This window comes from Wenzhouxiangella sp. XN79A, assembly GCF_012272825.1.
Taxonomy (GTDB): Bacteria; Pseudomonadota; Gammaproteobacteria; order Xanthomonadales; family Wenzhouxiangellaceae.
In genome coordinates, this window is record NZ_JAAWWS010000146.1 from 1 (window position 1) to 24,154 (window position 24,154).

Sequence of the window (24,154 nt, forward strand, 5' to 3'; positions counted from 1 at the left end):
CTGTTGGAGGCCGCTTGCGGGCGAAGGGTGGCCCGGCCGGTTCGCGAGCAAGCTCCCTCCAACAGGCGAATTCATCGCCGGCGCCGGACCGAAGGCCTGTCGGAGGCCGCTTGCGGGCGAAGGGTGGCCCGGCCGGTTCGCGAGCAAGCTCCCTCCAACAGGCGAATTCATCGCCGGCGCCGGATCGAAGGCCTGTCGGAGGCCGCTTGCGGGCGAAGGGTGGTCAGGGCAGTTCGCGAGCAAGCTCCCTCCAACAGGAAAATCAGCCCCGGCGCCGGATCGAAGGCCTGTTGGAGGCCGCTTGCGGACGAAGGGAGGCCTGGCCGGTTCGCGCGCGAGCGCCCTCCAACAGGCGAATTCATCGCCGGCGCCGGACCGAAGGTCTGTCGGAGGCCGCTTGCGGGCGAAGGGTGGCCCGGCCGGTTCGCGAGCAAGCTCCCTCCAACAGGCGAATCAGCGCCGGCGCCGGATCGAAGGCCTGTTGGAGGCCGCTTGCGGGCGAAGGGTGGCCCGGCCGGTTCGCGAGCAAGCTCCCTCCAACAGTCGAACTGAGCGCAGCGCCGGATCGAAGGCCTGCAGGAGGCCGGCGCTGCCGGGCGAACGATCGAGCCCTCGACCTTCAGAGGATGGACGCAACGGCGCAATGGGGCAATGACCGCAACGAACGACTGAACCCCGAAAACTCACCCCAAACCCCAAACCCCTGAACCCTGAACCCTGAACCCTGAAAACTGAACCCTGAAAACTGAACCCTGAAAACTGAAAACTGAAAACTGAAAACTACCAACTGAAAACTACCAACTGAAAACTACCAACTGAAAACTACCAACTGAAAACTACCAACTGAAATCTACCCTTCCCCCCCCTCGCCTAGCCTCACCCTCACCCCACCGACCTCCGCCACAACCCCCAGCAGCTCTTCCTGCGCCACCGACCGCCCGCCGCCCTCGACGCAGCGGTCATCCAGCGCCAGCAGCCGTTCGACGACGACCTCGTCCGGCGTCCCGGCGAGCGCAACCTCGGCCGCCTGCCGGGCCAGCGCGAACTGGTCGAGGACATCGAGGCCGGCCACGTCCCGCTCGCCGACGAACCCGGGCGCTGCTGGCACCGGCCGCTCGTCGTCCTGCCGCCGGTTCAGATCCGCCAGATACGCCAGCAGCGCAACGGCGTCCGTTTCCGTCGTCGGCATCGCTGCCGCCCAGTCGCTGTGCGCCAGCTGCTCGGCGCGTGCCTCGACCGTGTCCATCAAGCTCCGGAACGCCCGGTCCTGCCGCTGCAGGCGCCACCACGCCGCCACGCGCCGCACGCCGACCGCGATCGCGCCGCCCAGCCAGGCCAGCCCACGCACCAGCACGATGACCGCCAGCACCACCAGCTTCACCGCCACGACCACCGCCGAGGCCAGCATCGCCCCGACGTTCATCCAGGCCGCCTTCTTCCCGCGCACCTGCACGCCGAACAGCTTGGCCGACGAGCGCCCCGGGTGCGTCAGGTTCAACCGCCCGACGTCGCTGGCCAGCGACGCCGACAGGCCCGACTTCGACAGATTGAACCGAACCGGCCCGCTGCCGTACACCCCGCGCAGCACGAAGCGCCCGTTCTGCGCCGCCACCTGCGTGCCCGGCCCCAGCGCACTGGACAGCCGCAGGCCCTTCGCCGTGTTCGCCGTCAGCCCGATCCGGCCGGCCCGCACCTCCTGCCGCAGCGCCACCCCGCCGGTCCGGCTCGCACGCAGATTCCGCCCCCGGTGCTCGATCCGCACCTGGCGCCCGTCGCGGTCCTTCTTGCCGAAGTTCCCGATCATCGTCCGTCGAAACGATTGCCCAACCGACAGCGTACGCAACCCGGGTCCAGCCGCCGTCGCGCCGTGCCGGAATGCGCAATGTTTATGCAATGTTTATCGGAAATATAAAAGTTGATAAACATTGCGCAATCACCATACAATAATAATCAATTTCGGAAAAACTGATAAACATGCCTTTCGCTCCACCTCCCGACTGGCAACGCCACTTCTCCGCGCACCGAGAGCGACTGATTTCGCTGCTGGGTACGGGGCGTGTCGGAGCGCTGCCCGACGGCCAATATTTTCACTGGGACAAACTGCGCCATCGCTCGCCGCCGGAAGGCCTGTCGCCCGCAGACTGGTGGGCCGCGGTCAAGGCCGCGCGCTGGCCGCTGAGAAAGTCGGTTCCGATGCACGACCTGGCGGGAAACGCGTTCCACTTCTGCCCGGTCGAGCCGGTCCAGGAGCACCTGCACCGCATCGACAGTCGCCTGGCGGGCCGGATCGGCGCCGCCGAGAACATTGCCAACAGCGCCCAGCGCGATCGCTACCTGTTCTCCTCGCTGATCGAAGAGGCGATCACCTCCAGCCAGCTCGAAGGCGCGGCCACCACGCGGCGGGTCGCCGTCGACATGCTGCGCAGCGGTCGCCGTCCCCGCGACCACGACGAGCGCATGATCTTCAACAACTATCGGGCCATGGCCACGATTCGCGAGTGGCGAGACCGCCCGTTTTCGCCCGAACTCGTTCTCGACCTGCATCGGCAGATCACCGAAGACACCCTGGACGACCCCGAAAGCGCTGGCCGACTCCAGACCCCGGACGACGAGCGGGTCGAAGTCCGCGACAACCGCACGCGCGAGCTGCTCCACCGCCCCCCGCCGGCCGAAGCGCTGCCGGAGCGGCTGGAACGCCTGTGCGAATTCGCGAATCGAAGCCTGAGCGGCCGCGAGTTTCTCCATCCAGTGGTCCACGCCATGATCCTGCATTTCTGGCTGGCCTGGGACCACCCCTTTGCCGACGGCAACGGCCGGACCGCTCGCGCCTTGTTCTACTGGAAAATGCTGCAGTCGGGCTACTGGCTGTTCGAGTTCATCTCGATTTCCACCATCCTGCGGCAGGCCCCGGGGCAGTACAAACGGGCCTTCCTCAGAACCGAAAGCGACGACAACGACCTGACCTACTTCCTGCTTCACCAGCTGGAAGTCGTCGGCCGCGCAGCGGAGCAGCTCGATGCCTATCTTCAGCGGAAGACCGAAGAAGTCCAGTCGGTCGAACGCAGGCTGAGAACCCGCATCCCGCTGAACCACCGACAGATCGCCCTGCTGAGCCACGCACTGCGCAGTCCGCGGGCCGAATATACGTTCAACTCCCATAAGCGCAGCCACAACGTGGCCTACGCCACGGCCCGCAGCGACCTGCTGCACCTGGCCGAACTCGGATTTCTGGACCCGTCTGCCCCGGGCCGGAAACCGATCCGGTTCACCGTCCCTGCGGACCTGGCACAGCGCATCGAGTCCCATGAAGACCGGCACTGACCCCATTCACCTCGCCCCGAAGCCTGCCAGGCCTCTCGACTACGTGCCCGAGTCGTGCGCCACAAACCCGGCATCGCACCAGGTCCCGTCACTCCGGGGCTTGCACAGCCAGAACCCGTAACCTCCAACCCAACCCAGCCATCTTCAATCGTGTCATCCCGCACTCGATGCGGGACCCAGCGTCTTCAATACGTATGATCAAACTCGCGCTGCGCCCGCCGCCAACCGCTCCACGTCCCATCATTCCGGGGCTGGCCCAGCCAGAACCCGGAATCTCATCGAACAACCTCTGCACACCACCGATCCCCTCGTTTTTCCTGAGCCCTGCAACCTGAACCCTGAACCCTTAGTTTTTCACTGAAAACCGAAAACTGCCGACTGAAAACTTCTCTTCTCTTCTCTTCTCTTCTCTCCTCGCCTCTCCGCCCTTCCGCTTTTCCCGAACCCGGAAACCGGAAACCGCAGTTCACCGAGAACTGCCAACAATTGACAAGGAAACCCTCCTTGCTAAAGTAAGGACATGCCGAAGATCACCAGCAAACTCCAGGTCACGCTGCCCAAGCGCATTGCCGAACACCACGGCCTGCACCCCGGCGACGAGATCGAGTTCCAATCCGCCGGCGACGTCATCCGCATCCTCCCCGCCGGCACCGTTGCCGGATCGCAGCCGAGTGCCGCCGAGCGACTTCGTCTCTTCGACGAGGCCACCCGACGCCAGGCCCAGCGCCAGGCAGACCGCCCGACGGCCGGCACAGACCCCGCGCCGCGCGACTGGAATCGCGAAGACCTCTACCGCCGTGGCCACGAAGACTGACCGCCTGGTCGACACCAACGTCCTTGTCTACCGCTTCGATCCGCGCCACCCGGGCAAACAGCAGACGGCGACGGAGCTGCTTCGCGAGGGGCTGGTCCGAAATGACCTCGTCGTGCCCCAACAGGCGCTGATCGAATTCATCGCCGCCACCACCCGACCCCGCTCCGACCTGGACGGCCGCCCACTGCTCGAACGCGACGAAGCCATCGTTGAAGTCGAAGCCCTCATCGCCCAGTTTCCCGTGGCCTACCCCACGGAAGACACGCTGATCACCGCCATGCGCGGCATGGCCACCTACGGACTGTCCTGGTTCGACGCCCACCTCTGGGCCTTCGCCGAAACCCACGGCATCCCGGAACTCCTGTCCGAAGACTTCCAGCACGGCCGTCGCTACGGCCACGTCCGCATCACCAACCCCTTCGCCCTCGCCGAAGGCACCGTCCAGGAACTCCCCCCGCTCTACGCCTGAACTCCGATCTCCGAATCCGCCTTCCACTGAAAACCGAAAACTGCAGACTGCGGACTGCCTTCCTCGCCTTTCCTGAACCCTGAAACCTGGAACCTGAAACCGGCCTTTCCTGTTCACCATTCACCGAAGACTCCGCCAACCACGCGGCTTTGATGCGGCACCCAGCAACTTTCGATGTTCAGGTGTCATCCCGGCCTTGAGCCGGGACCCGGCGGCGTAGTTACGTAGGTGTCATCCCGCACTTGATGCGGGACCCAGCGGCGTTATCGATCAGGTGTAACCCCGACCTCGAGCCGGGATCCAGCCTCTGAAAACTGACGACTGAAAACCGAAAACTCGAGCCTTGTCCCCCTGGCCGATCCACACCCGGAAACTACTCGAATCCGTCGATCCAGCCCGCCTCGACCCATTGTTCTATATTGAAACGCAGTGTCCACCCCAGGAACGAACAGGAAGGAGCATGCGCACCAAACGATCGGAAAGAATCGCGTGGCTGCTCTATCACCTGCCCAGAGCGCCCAAGACCGGTCTCACGGTCAATGAACTGGCCGACCGTCTGGAGCGGTCCGGCTCGAGCGTTGCGCCCAATTCACTCTATCGCGACCTGCAGGACATCCAGTCGGCCCTGGGCCCCGGCATCGTCGAATGCGAGGATCCCGGGAACGGCCGCGCGCACCGCTGGCGGCTGACCGATGCGTCGGACCTGTCCCTGCCCGGCCAGTCGCTCCAGATCGCCGTCGCGCTCAAGGTGCTGGAGCGGGACGGCAGCCACCTGATCCCACCCGGCGTGCTCGATGAACTCGCCCCGCTCTTCGGAAAGGCCGACCGCGTTCTCGACATCCTGAAACGCAGCGATCCGCTGGCCGGGTGGCCGGAACGGGTTCGACTCAACCGTCCCTGGGTCCGCCGGGCGATCGAACGGCACCCACCGTCCATCGACGCCGAGGTCCGGCGCACCGTCAATCGGGCCGTGGCGCGCCAGCAGTGTCTTGCCCTCGAGTATCGATCCCGATCCGCCGATTCTCGTATCGAACTCGTCGTCCATCCGATCGGAATCGACAGCGCGATGACGCAGGAAACGCTTGTCGGCACCGTCGAGCATCCCGACCCGGCACTGCCGGAGAAGTACACCCGCCCCTACGTGCAGCTGGTTCTGCACCGGATCGAGCGAGCGCGCCTTCTCGATCGCCCGATCGACGCCGATGTCTCCAGGCGCTCGATGCGTGAATACTTCGACACCGGTGAGCACAACCTGCCCCGCGGCGGCGGCCGGTTGACGGAAGGCAGAACGATTCGACTGAAGGCGGACCTTTCCGACTGGGCCTTTCGGGAGCTGGACGAATCACCGCTTTCGGACGACCAGATGCTCACCACACTTCCAGACGGCCGTCACGCGCTCGAAGCAACGGTTTCACAGTCCGATAATCTCAAGTGGTGGTGTCTTTCCATGCTGCCGGACCTTGTCGTCACCGGACCGTCGGATTTCAGGCAAGAAATCGCCGATGCGGTGCGCCAGTCGCACATCGCCTATCAGCAGGGCCGATGAAATGACGGCAGAGCTCTGCAAATAGTGCAAACCACATTGGCTATCCTGCGGTCCGGTCGATTGAATAGGAGATCACACATGAGCCTGGGATGGATCATTTCACTACTCGTCTTCATCGGGAGCTTCAAGGCCACCAGCCGATTCCTGGACCCACGCCGATGATCGACCATCAGGAACAACCGCTGGAAGTGCTGGAGCAAGTGATTCCGATTGCGCGCTTGCGGCTCCGGGCATGGTGGGTTTGCGGGAGCGTTTCGACGGTTACTCTCGTCGGAGCGCTGACCTGGAGCACGGAACCGAAGCTGGTGCTGCTTGGCGCGCTGGCTGCATGGGTAACCGCAAAGGGCGCGGAACAGACGGCACTGCATGCAGAGATCATCAGCGACTGCAAGGAGGAAATCGAACGACGCGGCCACCCGGAAAACACCTGAACCGAGGGTAGTGGTGCAAGTGGCAATTCGACACACTGACTTCACGAGTTCGAGCAGCACACTCGCTGCGACAGTGACGAACAACGATCGACAGAGGGCACAGACTTGCGGCTGAAAACACTGAGATTCTTCTACAAAAGTCTCTACGGACGATTCGAACGGAAGATCGACCGACGGCTCGCCTACGCGATCTGGATGGAAGACGAAGTAATGGTGGAGGACGCGCTGAAGAACGGCGCGAATCCCAACGCGAAGGACTTCGATGGAAAACCGATCGCTGCGATCGCGCTGACTGTAGAGCGAAAGCACTGCATGCCCGCCCTCCTGGCCGCCGGACTGCAGGTCGAAGACTTGTCGAAGTGGAAAACCTTGATTCACAGCGTCGCGAGCGAAGGCCATCCGGCACTACTGGCCTGGTGCATTGGGATCGGCGTCGATGTCAACGCGCGAGACAGCCAGGGCATGACAGCGCTCATGTACGCCGCGCAGTTCGGCGACGAGGAATGCTGCAAGCTGCTGCTGGACGCCGGCGCATCGCCGGGCCTGAAGTGCCCGGACAAGAAGACAGCCTCCGATTATGCAGAAGGGATGTGCATGACGGAGAATGCCGAAATCATCCGCGCCGCCGTGAAACGACGTGGGGGGAACGGAAAATGACAACGACTTCAGATACTGCCGGAATGACCCGCCGACCTCGTTGGCTGACGAAATCCCGCTTCGTGCTCGGCATGGAATGCCCGACGAAGCTCTTCTACCAGGGCAAGGAGGCCTACGCGAACCAGAAGCTCGACGACGAGTTCCTGGAAGCGCTCGCAGGCGGCGGCATGCAGATCGGCAAGCTGGCCACGCTCTGCGATCCGGAAGGCATCGAGGTCGAGACCCTTGATCACGAGCGGGCGCTCGCCGAAACCGCCGAGCTGCTGGAACGGGACGAAGTGACGATCTTCGAAGCCGCCCTCGCCCACGAAGGCCTGTTCGTGCGCGCCGACGTGCTCCGCAAGAAGGGCAACCGGATCGAGCTGATCGAAGTCAAGGCCAAGGCCTGGGACAAGGAGTCCGGTCGGATCTTTACCACCAGACGCGGACGGGGGATCGACTCGAAATGGCGCCCCTACATCCGTGACGTCGCCTTCCAGACCCATGTGGCCGAACGGGCACTCGAAGGACACGACATCGTCCCGAGCCTGCTGCTGGTCGACAAGACCTTCTACTGCCCCGAAGACCAGGTGAACCAGCGATTCCTGCTGGTCGAAAAGAACGGCCGTAAGCACGTGGAGCTGGTCGGACCGATCGACACCGAACTCGCCCGGAGCCTGCTCGTGACCGTGGACGTAACCGAAGAAGTCGAACACGTGCGGTCCGAGCCGGTGTCCGACGGGCCACTGGAAGGCCGCTCTTTCGACCAGTCGATCGCCATGCTGCGGGACCACTACATCCACGACACCCGGCCCGAGCACTCGCTCGAGAATGCACCCTGCCGGGCCTGCGAATTCCGCACGACCGAAATGCAGCGCGACCGCGGCAAACTGGACGGCCGATGGGAATGCTGGGCCCGGGCCTTCGGATGGGAGGAAGCCGACCTCCAGGAGCCGAACGTGTTCGACCTGTCCGGACGGCTCACATCGCCGACCCGTTCCGAACTGATCCGGTCCGGGCAGATGAAGCTCGTGGATCTGGACCCGGACATGTTCCATGGACCGGTCGATCTTCTGAAGGCCGCGCTGCAACGGCCGATCGTTCGCCAACGCCTGCAGATCGAAGCAGCCCGGAATGAGCGGACCGGGCCCATCTTCCTTCCGCACGGGTTCCGCAGCCATGCCGACCCGTGGGAATGGCCGCTGCACTTCATCGATTTCGAGACCTGCACGCCCGCGATTCCGCTTCACGCAGGCATGCGTCCCTACGAAACCATCGCGTTCCAGTTCTCGCACCACATCCTCCACGAAGATGGACGCGTGGAACATCACTCCGAGTGGCTGAACCCGGATCCCGGCGTCTACCCGCATTTCGCGTTTCTGCGCAACCTGCGGCAGAGCCTCGGCGAGTCGGGAACGATCTTCCGCTGGGCACCGCACGAGAACACGGTCCTGAACCACATCGCGGACCAGATCGAGCGCGATGACCATGGCGAGCCCGATGCGGCGGAGCTGATCGAGTGGATTCGGCAGCGCACACAGCGAGGGCACGGAAAGGACCGAGTATTCGGCGAAAAGAACATGGTCGACCAGCGGCAACTGGCGATGGAGCTGACCTTCGATCCCGCGATCCAGGGGCTGACCGGGATCAAGCGCGTCCTGCTGAGCACGATCCGGCACAGCGAGCATCTCCAGGACCTGTACGGCAAGCCGGTGTATGGCACCGCAGCCATGCCGAGCAGGAACTTCGAGGCGTTCCAGTGGTTCCAGCCGACCGAGCACGGCATCAGGGACCCGTACGAGCTCCTCCCGCCGATCACCCTCGGACCCGATGGACCCGACATCGCGCACCTGGACGAAGAATTCGAGCCGGCAGATCAGCTCAAGAACGGCGGCGCTGCAATGAGCGCCTATCTCGAGATCGCCGCGCCGGGCACGACGGAAACCCGAAGAGCCAACCTGCGCGTCGCGCTGTTGAAGTACTGCGAACTCGACACGCTGGCCATGGTGATGATCATGCAAGACTGGCTGACACGTTCTTAGACAACATGAAACACGATTCGCCGGGAGCCAGTGTTTGACCTGGCTACGATCGGTATCGATAAAGACACTGACTGGGAGATTTTCATGATCGATGACATCATCAAGAAGGCGTTCGAAAATCAGGAAGGCCGCCTATTCTATATTCTCACGCCGGAGGAGACCGTCGGAAATGGCGCCGAGAATTTGTTCAAGATCGGAGAAGCGAAGGGTAAGGACCTAAGTGCCCTCGCCGGTCGCATCAGTGCAATTAACTATGGGACCAGACCGAACAGCTTTGCGGAAAACGGCTGGGCTCGGGGAAAGTGGAAGGCCGTAAAAGCCTGGTCTTTCGATCGGTTTGGAGTCCCGAAGGAAATCGAGCACCTTGTCAGCAAGGTACTGGTTCAGATGAAGCATGAATCGGTCGGGAAAGATTATTTTATTGGTGATGTTGATCAGGCGATCCACGCAGCTCAAAGAGTAATCAGATTGCTGCCGGAAACCGCTGAACCTCAGGAGATTTCTCTAACTCCAACTCGCGGGGAAAATCATCAGCTGGACCCATGGGGTTCTCGGTTCGACTCTGGGGCCCATGTAATCAATCTGCTGCTCGCCGCTTCGGAATTCCCGATGACGATTTCCGAGATCGAACGTCGATCAAACGCGCTTGCGGATGAGATTGGACTGACCGCGCGGAGGGCTGTCAGAAATCACGTACACAAGCTGCGAGACGAAAATCGCGTGAAAAAAAATGACAACCATGAATGGCAAGCGACGGACCGCGCTCGAATGCTTTGGAAAGCCGAAGAATAAAAGACCGAAACTTTCCCCGCGAAGGCCACGACTGAAGCGAAGAACACCCCAGCTCGACATTCAGCCTCACCAGGGCCTCCTGCGATTGCGAGGGGCCCATTTCACCCCTCGGGGCTGAGAAACTCGAAGCGACATACGTCCGGCACCAATCGAAGAACGCGGCGGGTTGTTCATGTAGCTTAGTCGGGGGGCGGTCGCTGGAAACGACGAGCCCCCAACCTCTGGAACCACGCCCAGCATCTCCTCCTGCGCCACTGACCGACCGCCGGCCGCGACCCGCCACACCTAGGCCAGATTCTCGAGCATTACGTCGGCCAATGTCGCCGGCCAGCAACGCCCCCCCTAAATCGGAATATTCAACCAGATTTGCCCGCTGCCGTCGCCCCTCCGAAGCGCGCGGCTTTCTACATACATCGCACTGGAATCCTTGACCCACCGCGGTCAACAGCCGAGCCCTGTGAGCTTTCGGCGTCACTCCGGCTGCTCTATGGTCGCCACATGATCGACAGCGGCAGCGCAGGCGGGCAGTGTGAAATCCATACAGATCCGAAACGCATCCGGGCTGCGCTGCGCAGCGCACGTCGTCCGGACCTCGAACAGCAGAGCCGAATCCGGCAGCAACGGCGTCAGGACAGAAGGCACGAAGGACTCGAGGTCCTCGGTGGTCATGACCGCATCGAGCCTGTGGAGCACACTGGTGATCGCATCGATCGATCGCTGCAACGCCGAAGCGGCCGGCTCCGGCAGTTTGTCGGACCGTGCATATACCTCGCCGGTTTCGGTGATGGCGAAGAGCAGGAACGGCGAGATCCCGCCTTCGAACGATTGCTCGACGTCCCCGCAGACCGGCAGGCCGGTCAATGGGCAGTGGAAGAGTACGGGATCCCGGGCATGCGGGATTTCCACGACGGTTGCAGTCATCGGATTCTCCAGGTCTGATTCGACTTCCCATTCTCCGGACCGCACCGACCGATCGTGTCGCATCGACGACCCGGACTCGGTGCCGGCAGCGCAGAGAAATGATGCTTCCGGAGCGTCATGCCGCTACCGACAGCTCGTCGAACTCGAAGGTCTCTGACCAGCGCAGACGACGACGCCGTCCGCAGGCGAACTGCTGGTGGGCGATCCGCTGATCGATGCTGACGCAGGTCAAGGGTCCACCACCGTATGCGAAGGTATCGGCGACGATGTTGCCCTCGTCAACGAGCGGAACGTGATCGTGCCGGGCCGTGTGCCCGCAGAAGATGCGCTTGCCGGAGGGATGCAATGGACCCCCATGATTCGTCCGCCACAGGAGGTCCGCCTCGTCCTGATCGGCGATGCTCCTGTGCGAAGCGAGACCACCGTGCACGAAGACCAGGTCCCCGTCCTCGATGCACGGCTCGCAGCCGTCCTCCAGGAAGCGCCAGTGCGCCTCGGGGATGCTGTCGACCCAATCTCCGTTCTCGATCGCCTCCCTCGTTCCCACGCCGTAGGACGCCAGCGTCTCCATGCCGCCCGCATACAACCAGAAATCGAGCGTGCGGGCATCGTCGCGGGCATCCAGCATCATCCGCTCGTGGTTGCCCAGCAGGAATCGCGCCTCCACATCCGGTGCCCGATGGAGTTCGAGCAGGAATTCGAGAACCGCCCGGCTGCCCGGGCCGCGATCGACGTAGTCGCCGAGAAACACGACCCGGTCGGTCGCGGCCGGTGCCACCCATTTCCACAAACACTCGAGCTGAGCGTACATCCCGTGGATGTCGCCAATTGCCAGTCTTCTCTTCATTCGCACTCCTTCCCATCCGGATCTGCCGCGCAGAGCGGCCTTCGATGTCGACCATTATCCCGGCAGGGGCGACGGATCCTGTCGGGTTAGCACCGGTCGGGCCCGGAGCAGGATCGGCGCCACACGAAAAACCCCACGGGCAAACCCGCCGCAGACAGGGCCCTAGGGCAGATTCAGAACGGATCGGCGCCGGATGACGCAACGGCCGGCCGCGACGAACGCCGGCAGCCGCTCTGCTGGCGTTCCAGGGTGATTCTTCACGAGATCCGGCGGAAGCGACAGGATCGGTCGGGTGGCTCCGTACTCTTGGCCGCATCAGGAAACACGAGGAGGAGATCCAGCAACCATGAGCAACGAAAACGACAGCAACGACGGGTACATCTTCCACCCGATCATCCATATCATCTTCGCGCCGGCGGTGTTCTTCGGAATGCTGGCCCATTCCGCGAACAATCCGGTGACCTTTCTGATCGGTATCGGCGGGATGATGGTCTGCATCGGCTTCTATGCGATTGCCGGTACCGCACTGATCGTCTTCATCATTCTCTCGGGCTTCCACATGATCGGGATGATCCTGTTCGAGTGGATGCCATGAAAAACGGGGAATCGAGATCGACGATCAATCACCCGGAGTGGCTTCGATGAACGAGAACACTCCAAATTTCAATGGCCTTCTGCGAACGGCCGACAACATCCTGGGCACCTGGATGAGCGGGCTGGGATGCTTCACCATCCTCTTCTTCCTGGCCTGGCCGTTCGTCGCGATCATCTATCTGATCGGCGTCTATGTCTTCGGACTGCCGGACTGACGACACGCAAAGGGCATCCTCCGACGGCCCCGGAAACCGCAACGGAAAACCTGATTCGCGCCGCACATCAAGAGAAAACAGATCGAACATGAACAACGAACACAACGGACCGTTCCACCCGATCAGCCATATCATCATGGCACCGGCCGTCTGGTTCGGGCTTCTGCCTCATAGCGCCAAAAACCCGCTGACAAACCTGATCGGACTAGGCGGGATGATGTTCTTCATCGGCCTCAACGCGATTGCCGGAACCGCCCTGATCGTCTTCATCATCCTGTCCGGCTTTGATATGCTGGGGATGATGCTGTTCGAATGGCTTCCCTAGAGTGAGAACGGGCACACGGTTGGCGTGAACCCGAGCTCGGATCCGAGATCGAAGCGAGTTGTCAGCGCACCTTGGAGCAGGATGCAGTCGACTGCAAGCGGCTGACCCACTACGCAGCGGGTCGATCAATCACTCCACGTCGCAATGAACTCCTCGCGTAGAGAATCGAGCTCTTCGGGCAGCGGACCGGAAGAAATACCACCAAAGTACGTGGCGGCTCTGGTCGCACCCACATACAGATACTTTCCGAAGAGTTCTGGAAACCGCTGGCGCAGCGCATCGAGACCGACGAAGAACACCGCTTCGAACTCCAGCCCCTTGATGTGGGCGACGTCGAAGACCCGGACGCTGGCCTGTTCCCCGAGCGTCTGGCCTTCATGGCACGCCATCGCCTGCAGGCTGATGTCCTCGAGCATGACGTTCATGGCTTCGGCCATGGGGCCGACCTCGGCCTCGTCGGTGACGAGAATAGCGATCGACGGAATGTTGCCGGGGCCGACCATGCGCTCGACCTCGGCAATCCGCTCGTAGAGCCACATCGCCTGATCCTCGAGATCATGGAGATGCTCGACGAGCACCGGCTTCACCCCGTCGTGAATGACATGTTCGGGGAGCTCGGCCGCAAGGTCGGTATCTCCACCGAAGGTCTCCAGGAGACGGCGCGAGAACCCGTTGAGGTGGCGGCTCTGGCGATACACCGTCTCGATCGAGCGTGTTTCAAGACTGCGGATCGCCCAGTCGAGCTGCTCTGCGGTGGCCGTGCCTCCGGTCCGGATTCGCTGATTGAAGTCACCGCAGGCGAAGAAGGAGTCCGTCTCGGGTGATGCCAGCGCGTGCATGCAGGCGAGCTGCAGCGGCGAGAAATCCGTGGCCTCGTCGACCAGCACCTGCGCACGAAATCGATTGGCGATGGGACTCAGGTACTGGAACGACTGCTCCTCGATCCGCCGGCCCAGCCGCGTACTGCGAACAACCGCCCGTGCGTTATGCAGCATCGCGAGGACGATGGCATCCAGTTCGGTCGGCGAAACGTGTCGTGGGTTGTCAGGAAGCGTCCGATACCAACGCCCATCTCGGTCCTGCTGACGACGGAACATCCGATAATTCACGGGCACATCCATCACGAATCGCTTGTGGGCGTTCAGGAATCGTCCGAGTGCGTTCTGGATGGTGGTCCGTTTGCCGATCTCGACCAGCACATCGTCATCCGGCAGACGATCACCGAGCCACTCCGCGACCGCGGCCGCTGTCGAACCCTTCGGCAGCGATCGTTTTCGTGACCGAGCGCGAGCGATCGTGCGGAGCGTACGGGTGTAGATCCGCTCCGCCTTCTGTGCCGAAGTCTGCTGGATGGGCTCTTCCTCTTCTTCCTCATCGTCGATTTCATCATCGATCGACTCGTCATTGTTGGTACTCAGCGAATCGACGAACAGGCCCAGCTCATCGAGGAAGGATCGATCCTGATTGAAGTTGCGAACGAGCTCTTTCCTGATCTGCTCTCGAGTCTTCTTCCTCGATTCGGCAACGATCGGCTCCAGATCGCGCTCGAGGGCATCCAGCGCCTCGAGGATCGAAACGATCGCGCCAGGACTCCGGCCATCGAAGATGTCCGAAATGCGGGCGAGGATGGTTTCGTCAGCGTCCGCCTCGACCGAGCGAAGAACATCGAGACCCTGCGCGAGTCGATCGAAGATGCGGCCGGTGTGAAAGGCGTGGAACTCGTCGAACCATTCTCTCGGATCACGCGCGGTGGTTTCGTCCAGAAGTTCAAGGCTGTCCTTCAGGACGAACTTCCCCTTGCTGTCCGCGGACTGGAGCACGCCCAATACCTGCCGTGCCAGCTCCATCCGCATCGCTTCCCAGGTCCGGATCTGGCGCTCGGACGCGGGCACCTGCTCCCGATTGAACGCCTCCTTCACGTAGTGCTTCAGCAGCTCGGTCGGCGTGAACATCAACCAGCTCTGGGCGAAGGGGAGTTGCGAGCTGCCCGCTCGATCGGCAATGAGCCGCTCATCGGCGGACAGGAACTCCGGATCCAGCTTCTGCCCGAGGCGCTTGATCAGCGTCGTCGTCTTGCCGGTGCCCGGAGGTCCGAGGATCATCAATCGGCTGTTCAACGGCAGGCGGAAGATCTCGTCCTGGAAGCGGTCCAGGATCGGCTGTTCCCGCAGCGCCATGGCCGACCGGATCTCATGGCGCAGCCCCTCGCTGAGCTCCGAAGCCGCCTCGCCGGCGAGCAGCGCCTCGAGCGCAGCCTCGGCATCGTCCTCGACGACACTGCCCGCAAGCAGCCCTCGCAGCGAGGGGACACTTCGAATGCCGGAGTCGAAATCCTCGAACGACACCGGACAGGATTCCCAACCCTTCGGGTCCTTCGTCGGACGGAACTTGGTAACCTCCAGCACTTCCAGAACGCGCTCCGCACCTTCACGAGGCACGAGAAGTTCCTCCCCAGGCGGCAGACTCGCGAGACGCCCGATCGGAGAGCGGTAGCTTGCATGGAGTCGGCCACCATCGAGCGGAATGCTGGATCGGCCGGAAATGAAGATCGTGATCTCCGTGCCGTCCTGGTCCCGGGCAAGTACCCGGGCAATCGCGGGCTGCTCGGTCAATGCGCGGTATCCGTCCCGTTCCGCCGCACGACTCCGATCCACATTGTCCACGGCACCAGCGCCGGTGAAGGTATTCACCGATGCCATGACATCCGCTCCCGAAGACACCGGCCCCGAAATCTTCTCCGAGGCCTTTGCGGCAATTTCATCGAACACCTGGACCGACTCGCTCGCGATCTCGGTGAAATGCGGATCTACAGCTCCCATTCGGTACCCCTCCTGTGCCATACGCTGAATCGTGCAAGGAGTATGTCCCGCCGTCGCAATGCATGTCCAGTCAGTGCAGAAACAGCCCCACATCGAGCCCGCGCATGGCCGCCTCGGACCCTCGACATCGGCAACTAGCCCGTCGAACCGACCCCGGCATCCGTCGAGACGGGTAGTTCCGAGTTCGCGGAGGTCGCATCCCGGATCATCCCCGCCAGCGTCTCGATGCACACCTCCGGATCGTGCCTTAGCGCACATTCCCAGACCGTCAGCACCCGCCACCCGGCAGCTTCAAGCTGCTCCTGCTTCCTGCGGTCGCGCTCCACGTTGGCTTCGAACTTCGCCTTCCAGAACTCGGCGCGTGTCTTCGGAGTGGTCGCGAACCTGCAGCCCGGGTGGCGGTGCCAGAAGCAGCCGTGGACGAAGATTGCGACCCGGTACTTCGGAAGCACGATATCCGGCCTCCCGGGCAGCTTCCGGGGGTGCAGTCGGAACCGGAAGCCGAGCCGGTGCAATCCGCGCCTGACCACGAGCTCCGGCCTGGTATCCTTCGGCCCGATTGTCGCCATCATCCTGGAACGGGTCTGTCTCTCTACGTTATCGACCATGGAACCCGGAAATCACTGAAATAGCCATGCCACCAATCAGCGCCTCACCACCGATGTACATCGTGGGCCAAACCTACTCTCGACACGACATCTACGAAATTCTCCGTATACCGGAAAACAGGAGAGGCGGCGACTGGTTGAACGGCTATCATCGCCACGGATCGGACTACTACATATTCTGCAATGTCGGCACACCGGGACGAACAGGTGACGACTACGACAACTGCTGGCATGGCGATCGTTTGATCTGGTACGGCAAGCATCGATCCAATTTCGAACAGCAGACGGTAAAGAACTTGATTTCAGGCCACTATCGGATATTGATCTTTTGGCGCGAGTCGAATAAAAACGACTTCATCTTCGCGGGACTCGGAAGCTCAGAGCCTGACTTTGAGACCCGAAATCCGGTTCGCATCGACTGGAGCATCAAACCGATAGACATCGTTACTCCATGATCTCAGCAAGCCCTGACTTTTCTGCTGCGGCTCAAAGTCGATCTCCCATTGGGCTATTGCCGATCAAGCAGACATTTCTAAAGAGCACTTGCGCAGGCCAGAATGACATTCATTGCTAGCCGAGGTGGCACCGCGTCGCCAATCACCTTTGCAAGGTTCGCTCTGCGAAATCCCAACTCGCCAATTCCTTCCCAGTACCAATCAGGAAAGCTCTGAATACGCGCGGCCTCCCTTGCGTTTATGGTGCGTCGTTCAGAGGGATGTATGAACCTACCTCGTCCCGGCGAAGTGAAACCGGTGGTTATGGTTGGCGAGGGAATATCGCCCTTCAGCCGACCATAAACAGCAGGGTACGTGTGATCCTTCTGGTGGCATTCAGGCCGCCGGTCGTTGGGCAATTCATACTCGCCATTTTCGAAAAGGTAGCGTATTCGCTCTACATTTTGAGCAGACAGGTTTGGATTCGACTCAAGGAGATCTTCGTCATAGGAAAGATCCGGTAGGTCACCAATTACATCGTTAACCGACACCTGAGGCAAGGCAAGCGCATTGAGCTCTTGTTCAAGGCCAGGCAGCTCGGCTTTTGAAGCAACAAGGAAATGGCGCTGCCGGCGCTGAGCCACTCCATAATGGGCGGCATTCAAGACAAAATCCGAAACATGAAACTCACTGTTTCGCAAGAGGGCTTTCCCAACCTCCACAACATTCTCCGATGACGACAGAATGGAGGGCACATTCTCGATTATGATCAATCTTGGCCGCAGCGCAATCGCGCAACTGATCATAGAAAAATAGAGAAGATTACGCTGATCTCTTCGGCGAGTGTGGTTGTTCAAGTTCGAATGCCCCTGACATGGGGGGCCACCGACCACGAGATCAACTTTGCCAGCAAACGGAGCCAGCTCCGCATCCGATATTGTCGGTCCGGTAACAAATCCTTCGTGACCCTCACGAAAGGTAAGTTGTGCCGAATACAGGTCGTCAACGGAACAAGCTCTAGGAACCAATGGGTCGAAACGACGCTTAACCAGGGACAGCGCCACGGAGTCCTTGTCGACAGCCGCGATCATCCGAGGCGAGTAGCCCAAGAATCTCAACCCCTGCTCTATTCCAAGAGAGAGACCACCTCCTCCGCAGAAAAGGTCGACGTAAGTGACGCGTCGCTGCCGCTCACTAGCATGGTACTTAACGGGGTGGGCGAGCGCTCCGCGCAAAAACTCTGTGGAAACCTCTTGCTGCCCGGAGCCGTTGGCTGGCACAGTAGCAAGAATGTGGCTTCCATCAATGCTGACGCGGTGCTGAACTACGCCACTTTCCTTACAGAAAGAAGCTGAAATCGGCATTTTCTCAAAGACCCTCGTTGTGAAGGTTTTCTATAAGGGTCGCGCACTCTTGATAGGTCAGATGCGCGAATGACCCTAGAGCAGTCCAAGCCCGCAATGCCGGTATAAGCTTTTTTCTCAGCTCATCACTCGAAAGCTTCTTGGCTTCCAGATAGTCGAGAAACGCCTTTACGAATTCGCGATCTCTTCCGAATTCCTGACGTAGGATATGGGATCGCCAGACATCTCCCCCGCCCTTTTTTGCGTACTCGAGCGGGTCCTCAAGATCGGGATCGTACATCAGATGCCCCCTCAGCCAAGCGCGAAGAAAGTAGACTTCGCGAGCATCGGCAGGCGGAGCTATTCCCCAATTGATCTGCACTTTGTTCGGAAATCGCCAAAGTAGAAATTCCCAGAAGTAACCCCGGCTGGATACAATGCTCAACCAGCGCCAAAATGCAAGATCGGAAAGCGCTTCCACAGGAAGAATCTCAGAAAAGAATCGATAGACGCATTCAACGATCAGCGCATCGAACTTACCGCCTTGCGACTTTGGCAACGCGTCGGGATACTTTTCCATAAAAGGACAAACGATATTTTCGAAATCACGACGGAAGTCCTCAATTTCGAGGTCTGTCAGCTCATCGTCACCCGAGCCGCTTGCGTATATCGACAACTTATCAAACGACGGATCCTCACCAGAAGCGCGAGCGTTCCAAGCGTAGATTGCAGGATCTAGATCAAGACAAGGGTATTTCATGAGGTTCTATATCCCCCGAACCGAATGGTGGCAAGGTCACCACCGACACTGAAGAGAGACTGAACTCGAGCATTCAACATCGCCAGAGTGTTAGCTCGAACCTGGCTATCTTCATCCAGAGCGGCCCGGCGTATCTCATCTGCATCGAGATCAAGCTTCTGGCACAAGGCAAGCACCTGGTAATGGAGCGAATCTTGCTCTGGATCTTTCTCGAAGTTTGCCAACTGAAGGCAACGCCAGGTTATTTCTGAAACGAGAGGTACAGCCATGTTCTTTAGACAGAAGTGCCCGAAATGGCTATTGGATTCCAACCGGACAAACTGCTCTCGCAATCGAAGATTTCCCAGAACTTGAACGACCTCGAAAGAAGGAAGGATAGATACGTTGCTATCCAACCACCGGGTTTTCAAGATGACATTATTTGACTCTCGTGGATCTCCGAAATCGACCCAGTTGACCTGAAAAAGCGCTTCATCATGCGAGATCCTTGCCGTAAATCTCTTGAGAAAAACGACTTGCGATCGATTCCATATTTTGAAATTCGCCCTATCGCGGTCTCTTCTAAGAGTGACAAATACGGAAATCTCGAATCCATTACTGAACGAACATTCAGCCAACTCGTTCAATCGATAATTCAGATCCTGCTCGCCGCCTATCTCTTCAAGCGCTTTCACGAAAAGCACGATCCTTTTGTTAAGGCAGTAATCGGTCAGGACAATCACCACCTGAAGATCCTCTAGATTTACGAGTGAATCGTTGTTTAGCTTGATTGCTTTCGGATTGATTCGAACCTTGAGAACGCATTCATTCTTGAAGTCGAAACCATAGTCCTCTACGCAAAGAGTCTCCTCTTCCGATACAGGCTTTTCCGGATCCTGGCTTACTGCCACGAAACCGTCAAAGCTACCGACATCATCAATATAGAAGTCTTTTCGACGAACGTTGAACGAAATCTCAGACTGCATTTTGGACCTCACTCAACTTGGCTTTGCAGTGGCACCTGACAACGTAATTTCTTTCCCCTGGATTGAAGTACTGAATATAGAAATCCAATGGCTTTTCTTTGCAGAAGTTCGTCATTATTCTTGGCGCAGTTCCTTCCTCAATGACATTGTCTTTGGAGTCAAGAACGCGAATATTCATATGCTTGATGGAAGTAAGCTTGGAGTCGCCCATGAGTGAAATTCGGGGTTCCAAAATGAGTTGGAAAGGTTCGTTCGGTGTGTGTTCATTCTCCACAAGCTGAAGTCTCCACGTGCAATGGGCACCCGATCTTTCCTTTTTTCTGAGATGAACGGAAACGGGATTGTCGAAGTTTTTCTCAGGTTGCGGATCACCAGGTTTCCCGGAGAACGCCTTTGACATCAAGCGGGAGAGAAATCCAACCCTGCTTCTTGATGACTTGACCACGGGTTGCAACGACTGCTGGAACTTGAGAAACCTCGAGGCGATCACGCTATTCAGATGTTTGACGATCTCAGGCCCGACTCCAGGGTGGATTTCCCTCAAACGCTGCGCATGTTCCGACCATTGTGAATGTGCTTGATTTTCCGAGTATTTCAAGTAAGGCTTCACGTCATCATCTGCCTCGAAAACTCCGATCGCCGGCTCATAGGCTTCAGACCCTACCTTGGAATAATTAATGACCATGCCGGTTCCTCGCAGGAGAGCCACCGAATTCTTTCTTGGATTTTCTTGCGAATCGGGATCACAAGCTGCTGCGGCAAACCACCCGGTGTTTTTCCCCCGGCGGCGATTGAGCTTGCTGACAACGAGTTCCGAGTCGTCAACTTCTACCTTTCTCTGAATTTTATGGAAAAGCTCTATGAAGGGCCTCAGATCATCCCGAGAAAGAGGCTCGGGTGGCTTGATCTCGCCCGAAAAGTGATGGAACGAAACTTCGAGCTGCTTGTCGAGAATCGCTGGGAAATAATAATCCTCGATTGCCTTTTTGAGGCTATCGAAGTCAATCCCACAACAGAGAATGAGGATATCCGTTCCGTGTTGATTTTCCGTTCGGTGACAGTCAGACCCGAAGCAGGACATTAGCTCCGACCACTTTGACGAAGCTTCTTCGTTCTGCAGAGGCCTTACGATTTTATCCTCACCATCATTGATCGTCTTTCCAAAGTAAGCGAAGCCACCATATTCGACGCCATCTATGGAGTGTCTTGGATAGACTCCCGAGACCATGAGCCTCTGGAAGGCGCCGTCTTTTTCCTCAGGTTTAAACACAGAGTGATAAACTACGGAGTGAATTTTTGAGTTCCCAGCGAACGCGGTCTTTCCGAGACCGAAGGAACCTCCGGTCTCATCATCGGCGTCGGATTTATCGTCAAGATTGAGCGCACATACCAGTCTGGCAAAATGATCCGTTACTTCGTATCGGTCCCAGCGTCCGCTCAGTCCGCTTGTATTGAAGTCTCGAATAAGTAGAGCTTGCATCTCCTTGCCCGTAGACAGAAACTCCTCGACGGAAGCAACGAAGTTGCTGTTCTTAGGGGACTTCTTGAATGCATCCAACCGTGGTGAAAGCAACTTTTCGAGCTGCAGAAGGTCAATCAACCTCCTCTTCTCGGACGATACAGCCTTAAGCTGATGGAATTCGATCCGTGTGATTCCTGGAGCATCACGGCCAGCATCTCCCGCGTTCTGAGCACTTTCTCTCGCTATCACTTCAGCGGGAGAAAATTCCCGCTGGTCATACGCTGTAAGGAAGCCGCCTGTATGAACGGGATTCTTCCCGTCCATCGTATTTAGCTCCCACGCTTCTTCGTCAATTCCGCTTGTCTTGTTCACTTTTTCTTCCTTATACATGCCTTGATTTCGGACAACACAGACCTCTAACGTTCAAGTGTTTGCCAAGAGTCTATAAAGGAAGCCGAGGGCCGAACCGCCCCACCCCGCTTCCTCGGTTTTTCGATAACGCCTTTGCTGATCAGCGCCGAAATCGCGCTATTCGCAGCATTTCTCAACGTCCGGTTCGCTCGCACGTTCGTCAATGCCAGTGAACCGGCCACGACGCTCGAGCGCTTTCGGGCCTTCGCATTGGGATTGCCGACGAATTCGTTGATCAGGAAGATCGCGACCCGCTCCTGGTGGCCTTTCGAGATTCCCCACTCGCTACGGAATTCTTCCGGCAGTTCCGTCATCGGTCGGGCGAGATCGTTCAGCTCGAAGAACTCGAGATACCGCCCCGGATCGGGAAGTTCCCGCCGGTCGAGAATTCCCAGAATCCCGTCACGCAGGCTGCCCGGGATCCCCTTCGGAATCTGCTCCGCGATCTCGCCAAGCGTGCGAGCGACGCCCTGCCGACTGACCGGAGGCGCGCCCGTCCAGAGGTGAACGAACGACGCAACGATACCGTACAGATCGACGGATCTGTTCGCTCCTCCGACTGCGGCCTCCGGGGGTGAATAGGGAACGCCGCCGCCGGACACCGAATCGGGGCGAAGCGCGAACTCGACCAGACGCGGGCGATCGTCGGCGATGACCAGCGCGTCGGGGCAGATGTTTCCGTGCGCCAGGTCGGCCAGGTGAACCGCCTCCAGCGCCGAAAGCGCATCGCGGAACCATCGGATACCGCGATCGATTTCGACCTTCCGCCCCTCCTCGATCACATCGGTGAGCGCCGGCCCCTCGTGCCACTCCGCGACCAGATAGAAACGATCGTCGCCGGGCACCTGTCGCAGATCGAACGCGCGAGCGACGAGCGGGTGCTGGACATTGGCGATCTCGGCGAAGCGCTGCCGCACTGCTTGCTCGTCGACCACCGGCCCACCGGTGAACTGCAGGGCAACGGGATAGCGACCACGCACGTGCATCGCTCGCCAGGTGGAGCCCGAAGCCGACTCGCCGAGCTCGGCTTCGAGCCGGAAGGTATCCCGAAGGGTCGCGCCCTCCTCAAGCTCGAACGGCGCCTCGGTCTCCGTCGCCGCTCGCGGGCCGGCGTCCGCGTCGGCCGTGCGAAGGACGGCGAACAGCTCGACGAGATCGGGACCCTCTCCCGCCTCCTGTTCGGTGACCGCGTCGAGCCATGCCCGGATACCGGATACCGCCTGCTCTTCTTCAGCGGTTACGGTCCTGAACCATGGGCGGAAGATCGACGCCAGCGCCCGGATATCGTCCTCTGGACCAGGGAGACGTCCATGGGCGGCGTCGGATGGAGCAGCGGCGAAGTCCGCCAGTTGGACCTCGTCCTGTTCGGAAACCACGATGGTGCTCGCATCGATCCCGCCGTGCACGGCGCCGCGGACATGCACATCGCGCAGGATCCGGGCCAGAGCGCGCAGGAGCCCGATCCGGCGCTCGACCGGGATGTCGGCGGGATCGAGATCGGCCAGCATCCTGCCCTCGGGGATCGCCACGGCCAGGGCGATGCGCTCATCGTCCTCGATCAGCGGGGCGGCATACGGAATCCCCGCCACGCCGGACAGCTCCTGGAGGAGCCGGAATTCATCGACCAGCCGGTTCTCGAACCAGCTGGCCAGGCCGCCGTCCGGATCCGCGGACCGGTCGACGATGCGAATCAGGAACCGGCGCTCGAAGTCACCGTGCGAGTAGGTCGCGACGCGGACCTCGTAGGGACCATTGCTGGAGATCACGTCACCCAGCTCGAATCCCTGGATCCGATCCGCCACCTGCGAAAGCCGACCCAGCCCGCCCAGTGCCTCGAGGACGAAGCGGCGCTGCGCTGGCGTGATCGGATCTCGATACCTGCTGCCGACGTACTCGGGATCGGTCAACCGCTCGACGATGTCCTCTGGGCCAGCGACCTGCCCGGCGTTCGGCTCCCGGACGAGCTCGATGTTCCGACCCTGCGCGCCCGTGAGAAAGACGGCTGCCTGGCACCAGGGGATGTGCATCCTGCCAGTCACCCTTTCCTTCAGACGCCCCGCCAGCACACGCGCCTTGTGGCCGGTGAGGTCGAGCGGACTCCTTTCCTGCATGCCATTGCCGATGTCCCAGAGGTGCTCGCCAGCGACGATGCGACCCGTCCAGCCCTTGAACTCGAGCACGTGGACGGCCCATTTTCCGATCAGCAATGCGTCGAGCTCGAGCCGACGGCCGTTGCGCTCGGTGATATCGATGTTCGAGATCAGCAGATCGTCGTCGGGCAGGTTCTTCTTCAGGAACTCGATCGCCCAGCGTTCCGAGGCCGTCCTCGGCCGGCCACCTTCGATGTGCTTCGCCATCAGCGGAGGCCACCGACCGGCCTGCACGTCGCGACGAGAGCC

General features: G+C 60.1%; 22 protein-coding genes. 12 read left to right on the plus strand and 10 right to left on the minus strand.

Annotation, left to right across the window (positions count from 1 at the left end; translation table 11 throughout):
- Positions 1-850: 850 nt before the first annotated feature.
- Positions 851-1,804, minus strand: coding sequence for a DNA-binding protein (locus tag HFP89_RS07970; RefSeq protein WP_168717128.1), 954 nt, complete (start codon positions 1,802-1,804; stop codon positions 851-853).
- A 170-nt stretch (positions 1,805-1,974) separates the two neighbouring features.
- Between HFP89_RS07970 and HFP89_RS07975 the strand changes: the two genes are divergently transcribed.
- The 8 genes from HFP89_RS07975 to HFP89_RS08010 all read left to right on the plus strand — a co-directional run bounded on the left by HFP89_RS07975 (position 1,975) and on the right by HFP89_RS08010 (position 10,051).
- Positions 1,975-3,321 (plus strand): Fic family protein, encoded by a 1,347-nt coding sequence (locus tag HFP89_RS07975; protein WP_168717129.1) that lies wholly within the window; start codon positions 1,975-1,977, stop codon positions 3,319-3,321.
- Between the two features lie 520 nt (positions 3,322-3,841).
- Positions 3,842-4,135, plus strand: a complete 294-nt coding sequence (locus HFP89_RS07980) for an AbrB/MazE/SpoVT family DNA-binding domain-containing protein (protein ID WP_168717130.1) — start codon at positions 3,842-3,844, stop codon at positions 4,133-4,135.
- Positions 4,119-4,604: a PIN domain-containing protein gene (locus HFP89_RS07985; RefSeq protein WP_168717131.1), complete on the plus strand. Its 486-nt coding sequence runs from the start codon at positions 4,119-4,121 to the stop codon at positions 4,602-4,604. Before HFP89_RS07980 ends, HFP89_RS07985 begins: the two co-directional genes overlap by 17 nt.
- 460 nt (positions 4,605-5,064) lie before the next feature.
- Positions 5,065-6,150: a WYL domain-containing protein gene (locus HFP89_RS07990; RefSeq protein WP_168717132.1), complete on the plus strand. Its 1,086-nt coding sequence runs from the start codon at positions 5,065-5,067 to the stop codon at positions 6,148-6,150.
- A 158-nt stretch (positions 6,151-6,308) separates the two neighbouring features.
- Positions 6,309-6,581: a hypothetical protein gene (locus HFP89_RS07995; protein ID WP_168717133.1), complete on the plus strand. Its 273-nt coding sequence runs from the start codon at positions 6,309-6,311 to the stop codon at positions 6,579-6,581.
- 105 nt (positions 6,582-6,686) lie between these two features.
- Positions 6,687-7,238 (plus strand): ankyrin repeat domain-containing protein, encoded by a 552-nt coding sequence (locus HFP89_RS15995; protein WP_168717134.1) that lies wholly within the window; start codon positions 6,687-6,689, stop codon positions 7,236-7,238.
- 1,028 nt (positions 7,239-8,266) lie between these two features.
- Positions 8,267-9,259, plus strand: coding sequence for a DUF2779 domain-containing protein (locus tag HFP89_RS16000; RefSeq protein WP_277347495.1), 993 nt, complete (start codon positions 8,267-8,269; stop codon positions 9,257-9,259).
- An 84-nt stretch (positions 9,260-9,343) separates the two neighbouring features.
- Positions 9,344-10,051: a hypothetical protein gene (locus HFP89_RS08010; RefSeq protein WP_168717136.1), complete on the plus strand. Its 708-nt coding sequence runs from the start codon at positions 9,344-9,346 to the stop codon at positions 10,049-10,051.
- 471 nt (positions 10,052-10,522) lie between these two features.
- On the opposite strand, the gene HFP89_RS08015 is transcribed toward HFP89_RS08010, so the two are convergent.
- Both HFP89_RS08015 and HFP89_RS08020 read right to left on the minus strand, forming a co-directional pair.
- Complete coding sequence (locus tag HFP89_RS08015) at positions 10,523-10,972, minus strand: hypothetical protein (protein ID WP_168717137.1); 450 nt, start codon at positions 10,970-10,972, stop codon at positions 10,523-10,525.
- A 115-nt stretch (positions 10,973-11,087) separates the two neighbouring features.
- On the minus strand, positions 11,088-11,819 hold the full coding sequence (locus HFP89_RS08020; protein WP_168717138.1) for a metallophosphoesterase family protein: 732 nt from the start codon (positions 11,817-11,819) through the stop codon (positions 11,088-11,090).
- A 346-nt stretch (positions 11,820-12,165) separates the two neighbouring features.
- Here HFP89_RS08020 and HFP89_RS08025 point away from each other — a divergent pair, with 346 nt between their 5' ends.
- The 3 genes from HFP89_RS08025 to HFP89_RS08035 all read left to right on the plus strand — a co-directional run bounded on the left by HFP89_RS08025 (position 12,166) and on the right by HFP89_RS08035 (position 12,953).
- Positions 12,166-12,414 (plus strand): hypothetical protein, encoded by a 249-nt coding sequence (locus HFP89_RS08025; RefSeq protein ID WP_168717139.1) that lies wholly within the window; start codon positions 12,166-12,168, stop codon positions 12,412-12,414.
- A 46-nt stretch (positions 12,415-12,460) separates the two neighbouring features.
- A complete protein-coding gene (locus HFP89_RS08030; RefSeq protein WP_168717140.1) occupies positions 12,461-12,628 on the plus strand; it encodes a hypothetical protein in 168 nt (55 codons plus the stop codon).
- An 88-nt stretch (positions 12,629-12,716) separates the two neighbouring features.
- On the plus strand, positions 12,717-12,953 hold the full coding sequence (locus HFP89_RS08035) for a hypothetical protein (protein WP_168717141.1): 237 nt from the start codon (positions 12,717-12,719) through the stop codon (positions 12,951-12,953).
- A gap of 125 nt (positions 12,954-13,078) precedes the next feature.
- Here HFP89_RS08035 and HFP89_RS08040 read toward each other — a convergent pair whose 3' ends face one another.
- Positions 13,079-15,772: an ATP-binding domain-containing protein gene (locus HFP89_RS08040; RefSeq protein WP_168717142.1), complete on the minus strand. Its 2,694-nt coding sequence runs from the start codon at positions 15,770-15,772 to the stop codon at positions 13,079-13,081.
- Between the two features lie 134 nt (positions 15,773-15,906).
- Positions 15,907-16,380 (minus strand): very short patch repair endonuclease, encoded by a 474-nt coding sequence (locus tag HFP89_RS08045; RefSeq protein ID WP_168717143.1) that lies wholly within the window; start codon positions 16,378-16,380, stop codon positions 15,907-15,909.
- Positions 16,381-16,442: 62 nt separating this feature from the next.
- Between HFP89_RS08045 and HFP89_RS08050 the strand changes: the two genes are divergently transcribed.
- Positions 16,443-16,835 (plus strand): DUF3427 domain-containing protein, encoded by a 393-nt coding sequence (locus HFP89_RS08050; RefSeq protein WP_206212276.1) that lies wholly within the window; start codon positions 16,443-16,445, stop codon positions 16,833-16,835.
- Positions 16,836-16,912: 77 nt separating this feature from the next.
- Here the strand turns inward: HFP89_RS08050 and HFP89_RS08055 are convergent, their stop codons facing one another.
- Genes HFP89_RS08055 through HFP89_RS08075 form a run of 5 tightly spaced genes read right to left on the minus strand, consistent with a single transcriptional unit; the run spans position 16,913 to position 24,112 of the window.
- Positions 16,913-18,178 (minus strand): DNA cytosine methyltransferase, encoded by a 1,266-nt coding sequence (locus tag HFP89_RS08055; RefSeq protein WP_168717145.1) that lies wholly within the window; start codon positions 18,176-18,178, stop codon positions 16,913-16,915.
- Between the two features lie 4 nt (positions 18,179-18,182).
- Positions 18,183-18,917: a DUF6339 family protein gene (locus HFP89_RS08060; protein ID WP_168717146.1), complete on the minus strand. Its 735-nt coding sequence runs from the start codon at positions 18,915-18,917 to the stop codon at positions 18,183-18,185.
- A complete protein-coding gene (locus HFP89_RS08065) occupies positions 18,914-19,882 on the minus strand; it encodes a hypothetical protein (protein ID WP_168717147.1) in 969 nt (322 codons plus the stop codon). The genes HFP89_RS08060 and HFP89_RS08065 overlap by 4 nt, the downstream gene beginning before the upstream one ends.
- Positions 19,872-21,716 carry a hypothetical protein gene (locus HFP89_RS08070; RefSeq protein ID WP_168717148.1) on the minus strand — a complete coding sequence of 615 codons (1,845 nt, stop codon included), beginning with the start codon at positions 21,714-21,716 and terminating at the stop codon, positions 19,872-19,874. The genes HFP89_RS08065 and HFP89_RS08070 overlap by 11 nt, the downstream gene beginning before the upstream one ends.
- Positions 21,717-21,760: 44 nt before the next feature.
- On the minus strand, positions 21,761-24,112 hold the full coding sequence (locus tag HFP89_RS08075; protein ID WP_168717149.1) for an NERD domain-containing protein kinase family protein: 2,352 nt from the start codon (positions 24,110-24,112) through the stop codon (positions 21,761-21,763).
- Positions 24,113-24,154: the final 42 nt, after the last annotated feature.

Excerpts from the sequence above, each read along its gene's own strand:
- HFP89_RS08010 (WP_168717136.1), top strand. The coding sequence starts at position 9,344 with ATGATCGATGACATCATCAAGAAGGCGTTCGAAAATCAGGAAGGCCGC.
- HFP89_RS08035 (WP_168717141.1), top strand. The coding sequence starts at position 12,717 with ATGAACAACGAACACAACGGACCGTTCCACCCGATCAGCCATATCATC.
- HFP89_RS08075 (WP_168717149.1), bottom strand. The coding sequence starts at position 24,112 with ATGGCGAAGCACATCGAAGGTGGCCGGCCGAGGACGGCCTCGGAACGC.
- HFP89_RS08025 (WP_168717139.1), top strand. The coding sequence starts at position 12,166 with ATGAGCAACGAAAACGACAGCAACGACGGGTACATCTTCCACCCGATC.
- HFP89_RS16000 (WP_277347495.1), top strand. The coding sequence starts at position 8,267 with ATGTTCCATGGACCGGTCGATCTTCTGAAGGCCGCGCTGCAACGGCCG.
- HFP89_RS07970 (WP_168717128.1), bottom strand. The coding sequence starts at position 1,804 with ATGATCGGGAACTTCGGCAAGAAGGACCGCGACGGGCGCCAGGTGCGG.
- HFP89_RS08040 (WP_168717142.1), bottom strand. The coding sequence starts at position 15,772 with ATGGGAGCTGTAGATCCGCATTTCACCGAGATCGCGAGCGAGTCGGTC.
- HFP89_RS08060 (WP_168717146.1), bottom strand. The coding sequence starts at position 18,917 with ATGAAATACCCTTGTCTTGATCTAGATCCTGCAATCTACGCTTGGAAC.
- HFP89_RS08020 (WP_168717138.1), bottom strand. The coding sequence starts at position 11,819 with ATGAAGAGAAGACTGGCAATTGGCGACATCCACGGGATGTACGCTCAG.
- HFP89_RS07990 (WP_168717132.1), top strand. The coding sequence starts at position 5,065 with ATGCGCACCAAACGATCGGAAAGAATCGCGTGGCTGCTCTATCACCTG.
- HFP89_RS08065 (WP_168717147.1), bottom strand. The coding sequence starts at position 19,882 with ATGCAGTCTGAGATTTCGTTCAACGTTCGTCGAAAAGACTTCTATATT.
- HFP89_RS07975 (WP_168717129.1), top strand. The coding sequence starts at position 1,975 with ATGCCTTTCGCTCCACCTCCCGACTGGCAACGCCACTTCTCCGCGCAC.
- HFP89_RS08045 (WP_168717143.1), bottom strand. The coding sequence starts at position 16,380 with ATGGTCGATAACGTAGAGAGACAGACCCGTTCCAGGATGATGGCGACA.
- HFP89_RS08015 (WP_168717137.1), bottom strand. The coding sequence starts at position 10,972 with ATGACTGCAACCGTCGTGGAAATCCCGCATGCCCGGGATCCCGTACTC.
- HFP89_RS07995 (WP_168717133.1), top strand. The coding sequence starts at position 6,309 with ATGATCGACCATCAGGAACAACCGCTGGAAGTGCTGGAGCAAGTGATT.
- HFP89_RS07980 (WP_168717130.1), top strand. The coding sequence starts at position 3,842 with ATGCCGAAGATCACCAGCAAACTCCAGGTCACGCTGCCCAAGCGCATT.
- HFP89_RS08030 (WP_168717140.1), top strand. The coding sequence starts at position 12,461 with ATGAACGAGAACACTCCAAATTTCAATGGCCTTCTGCGAACGGCCGAC.
- HFP89_RS08055 (WP_168717145.1), bottom strand. The coding sequence starts at position 18,178 with ATGCCGATTTCAGCTTCTTTCTGTAAGGAAAGTGGCGTAGTTCAGCAC.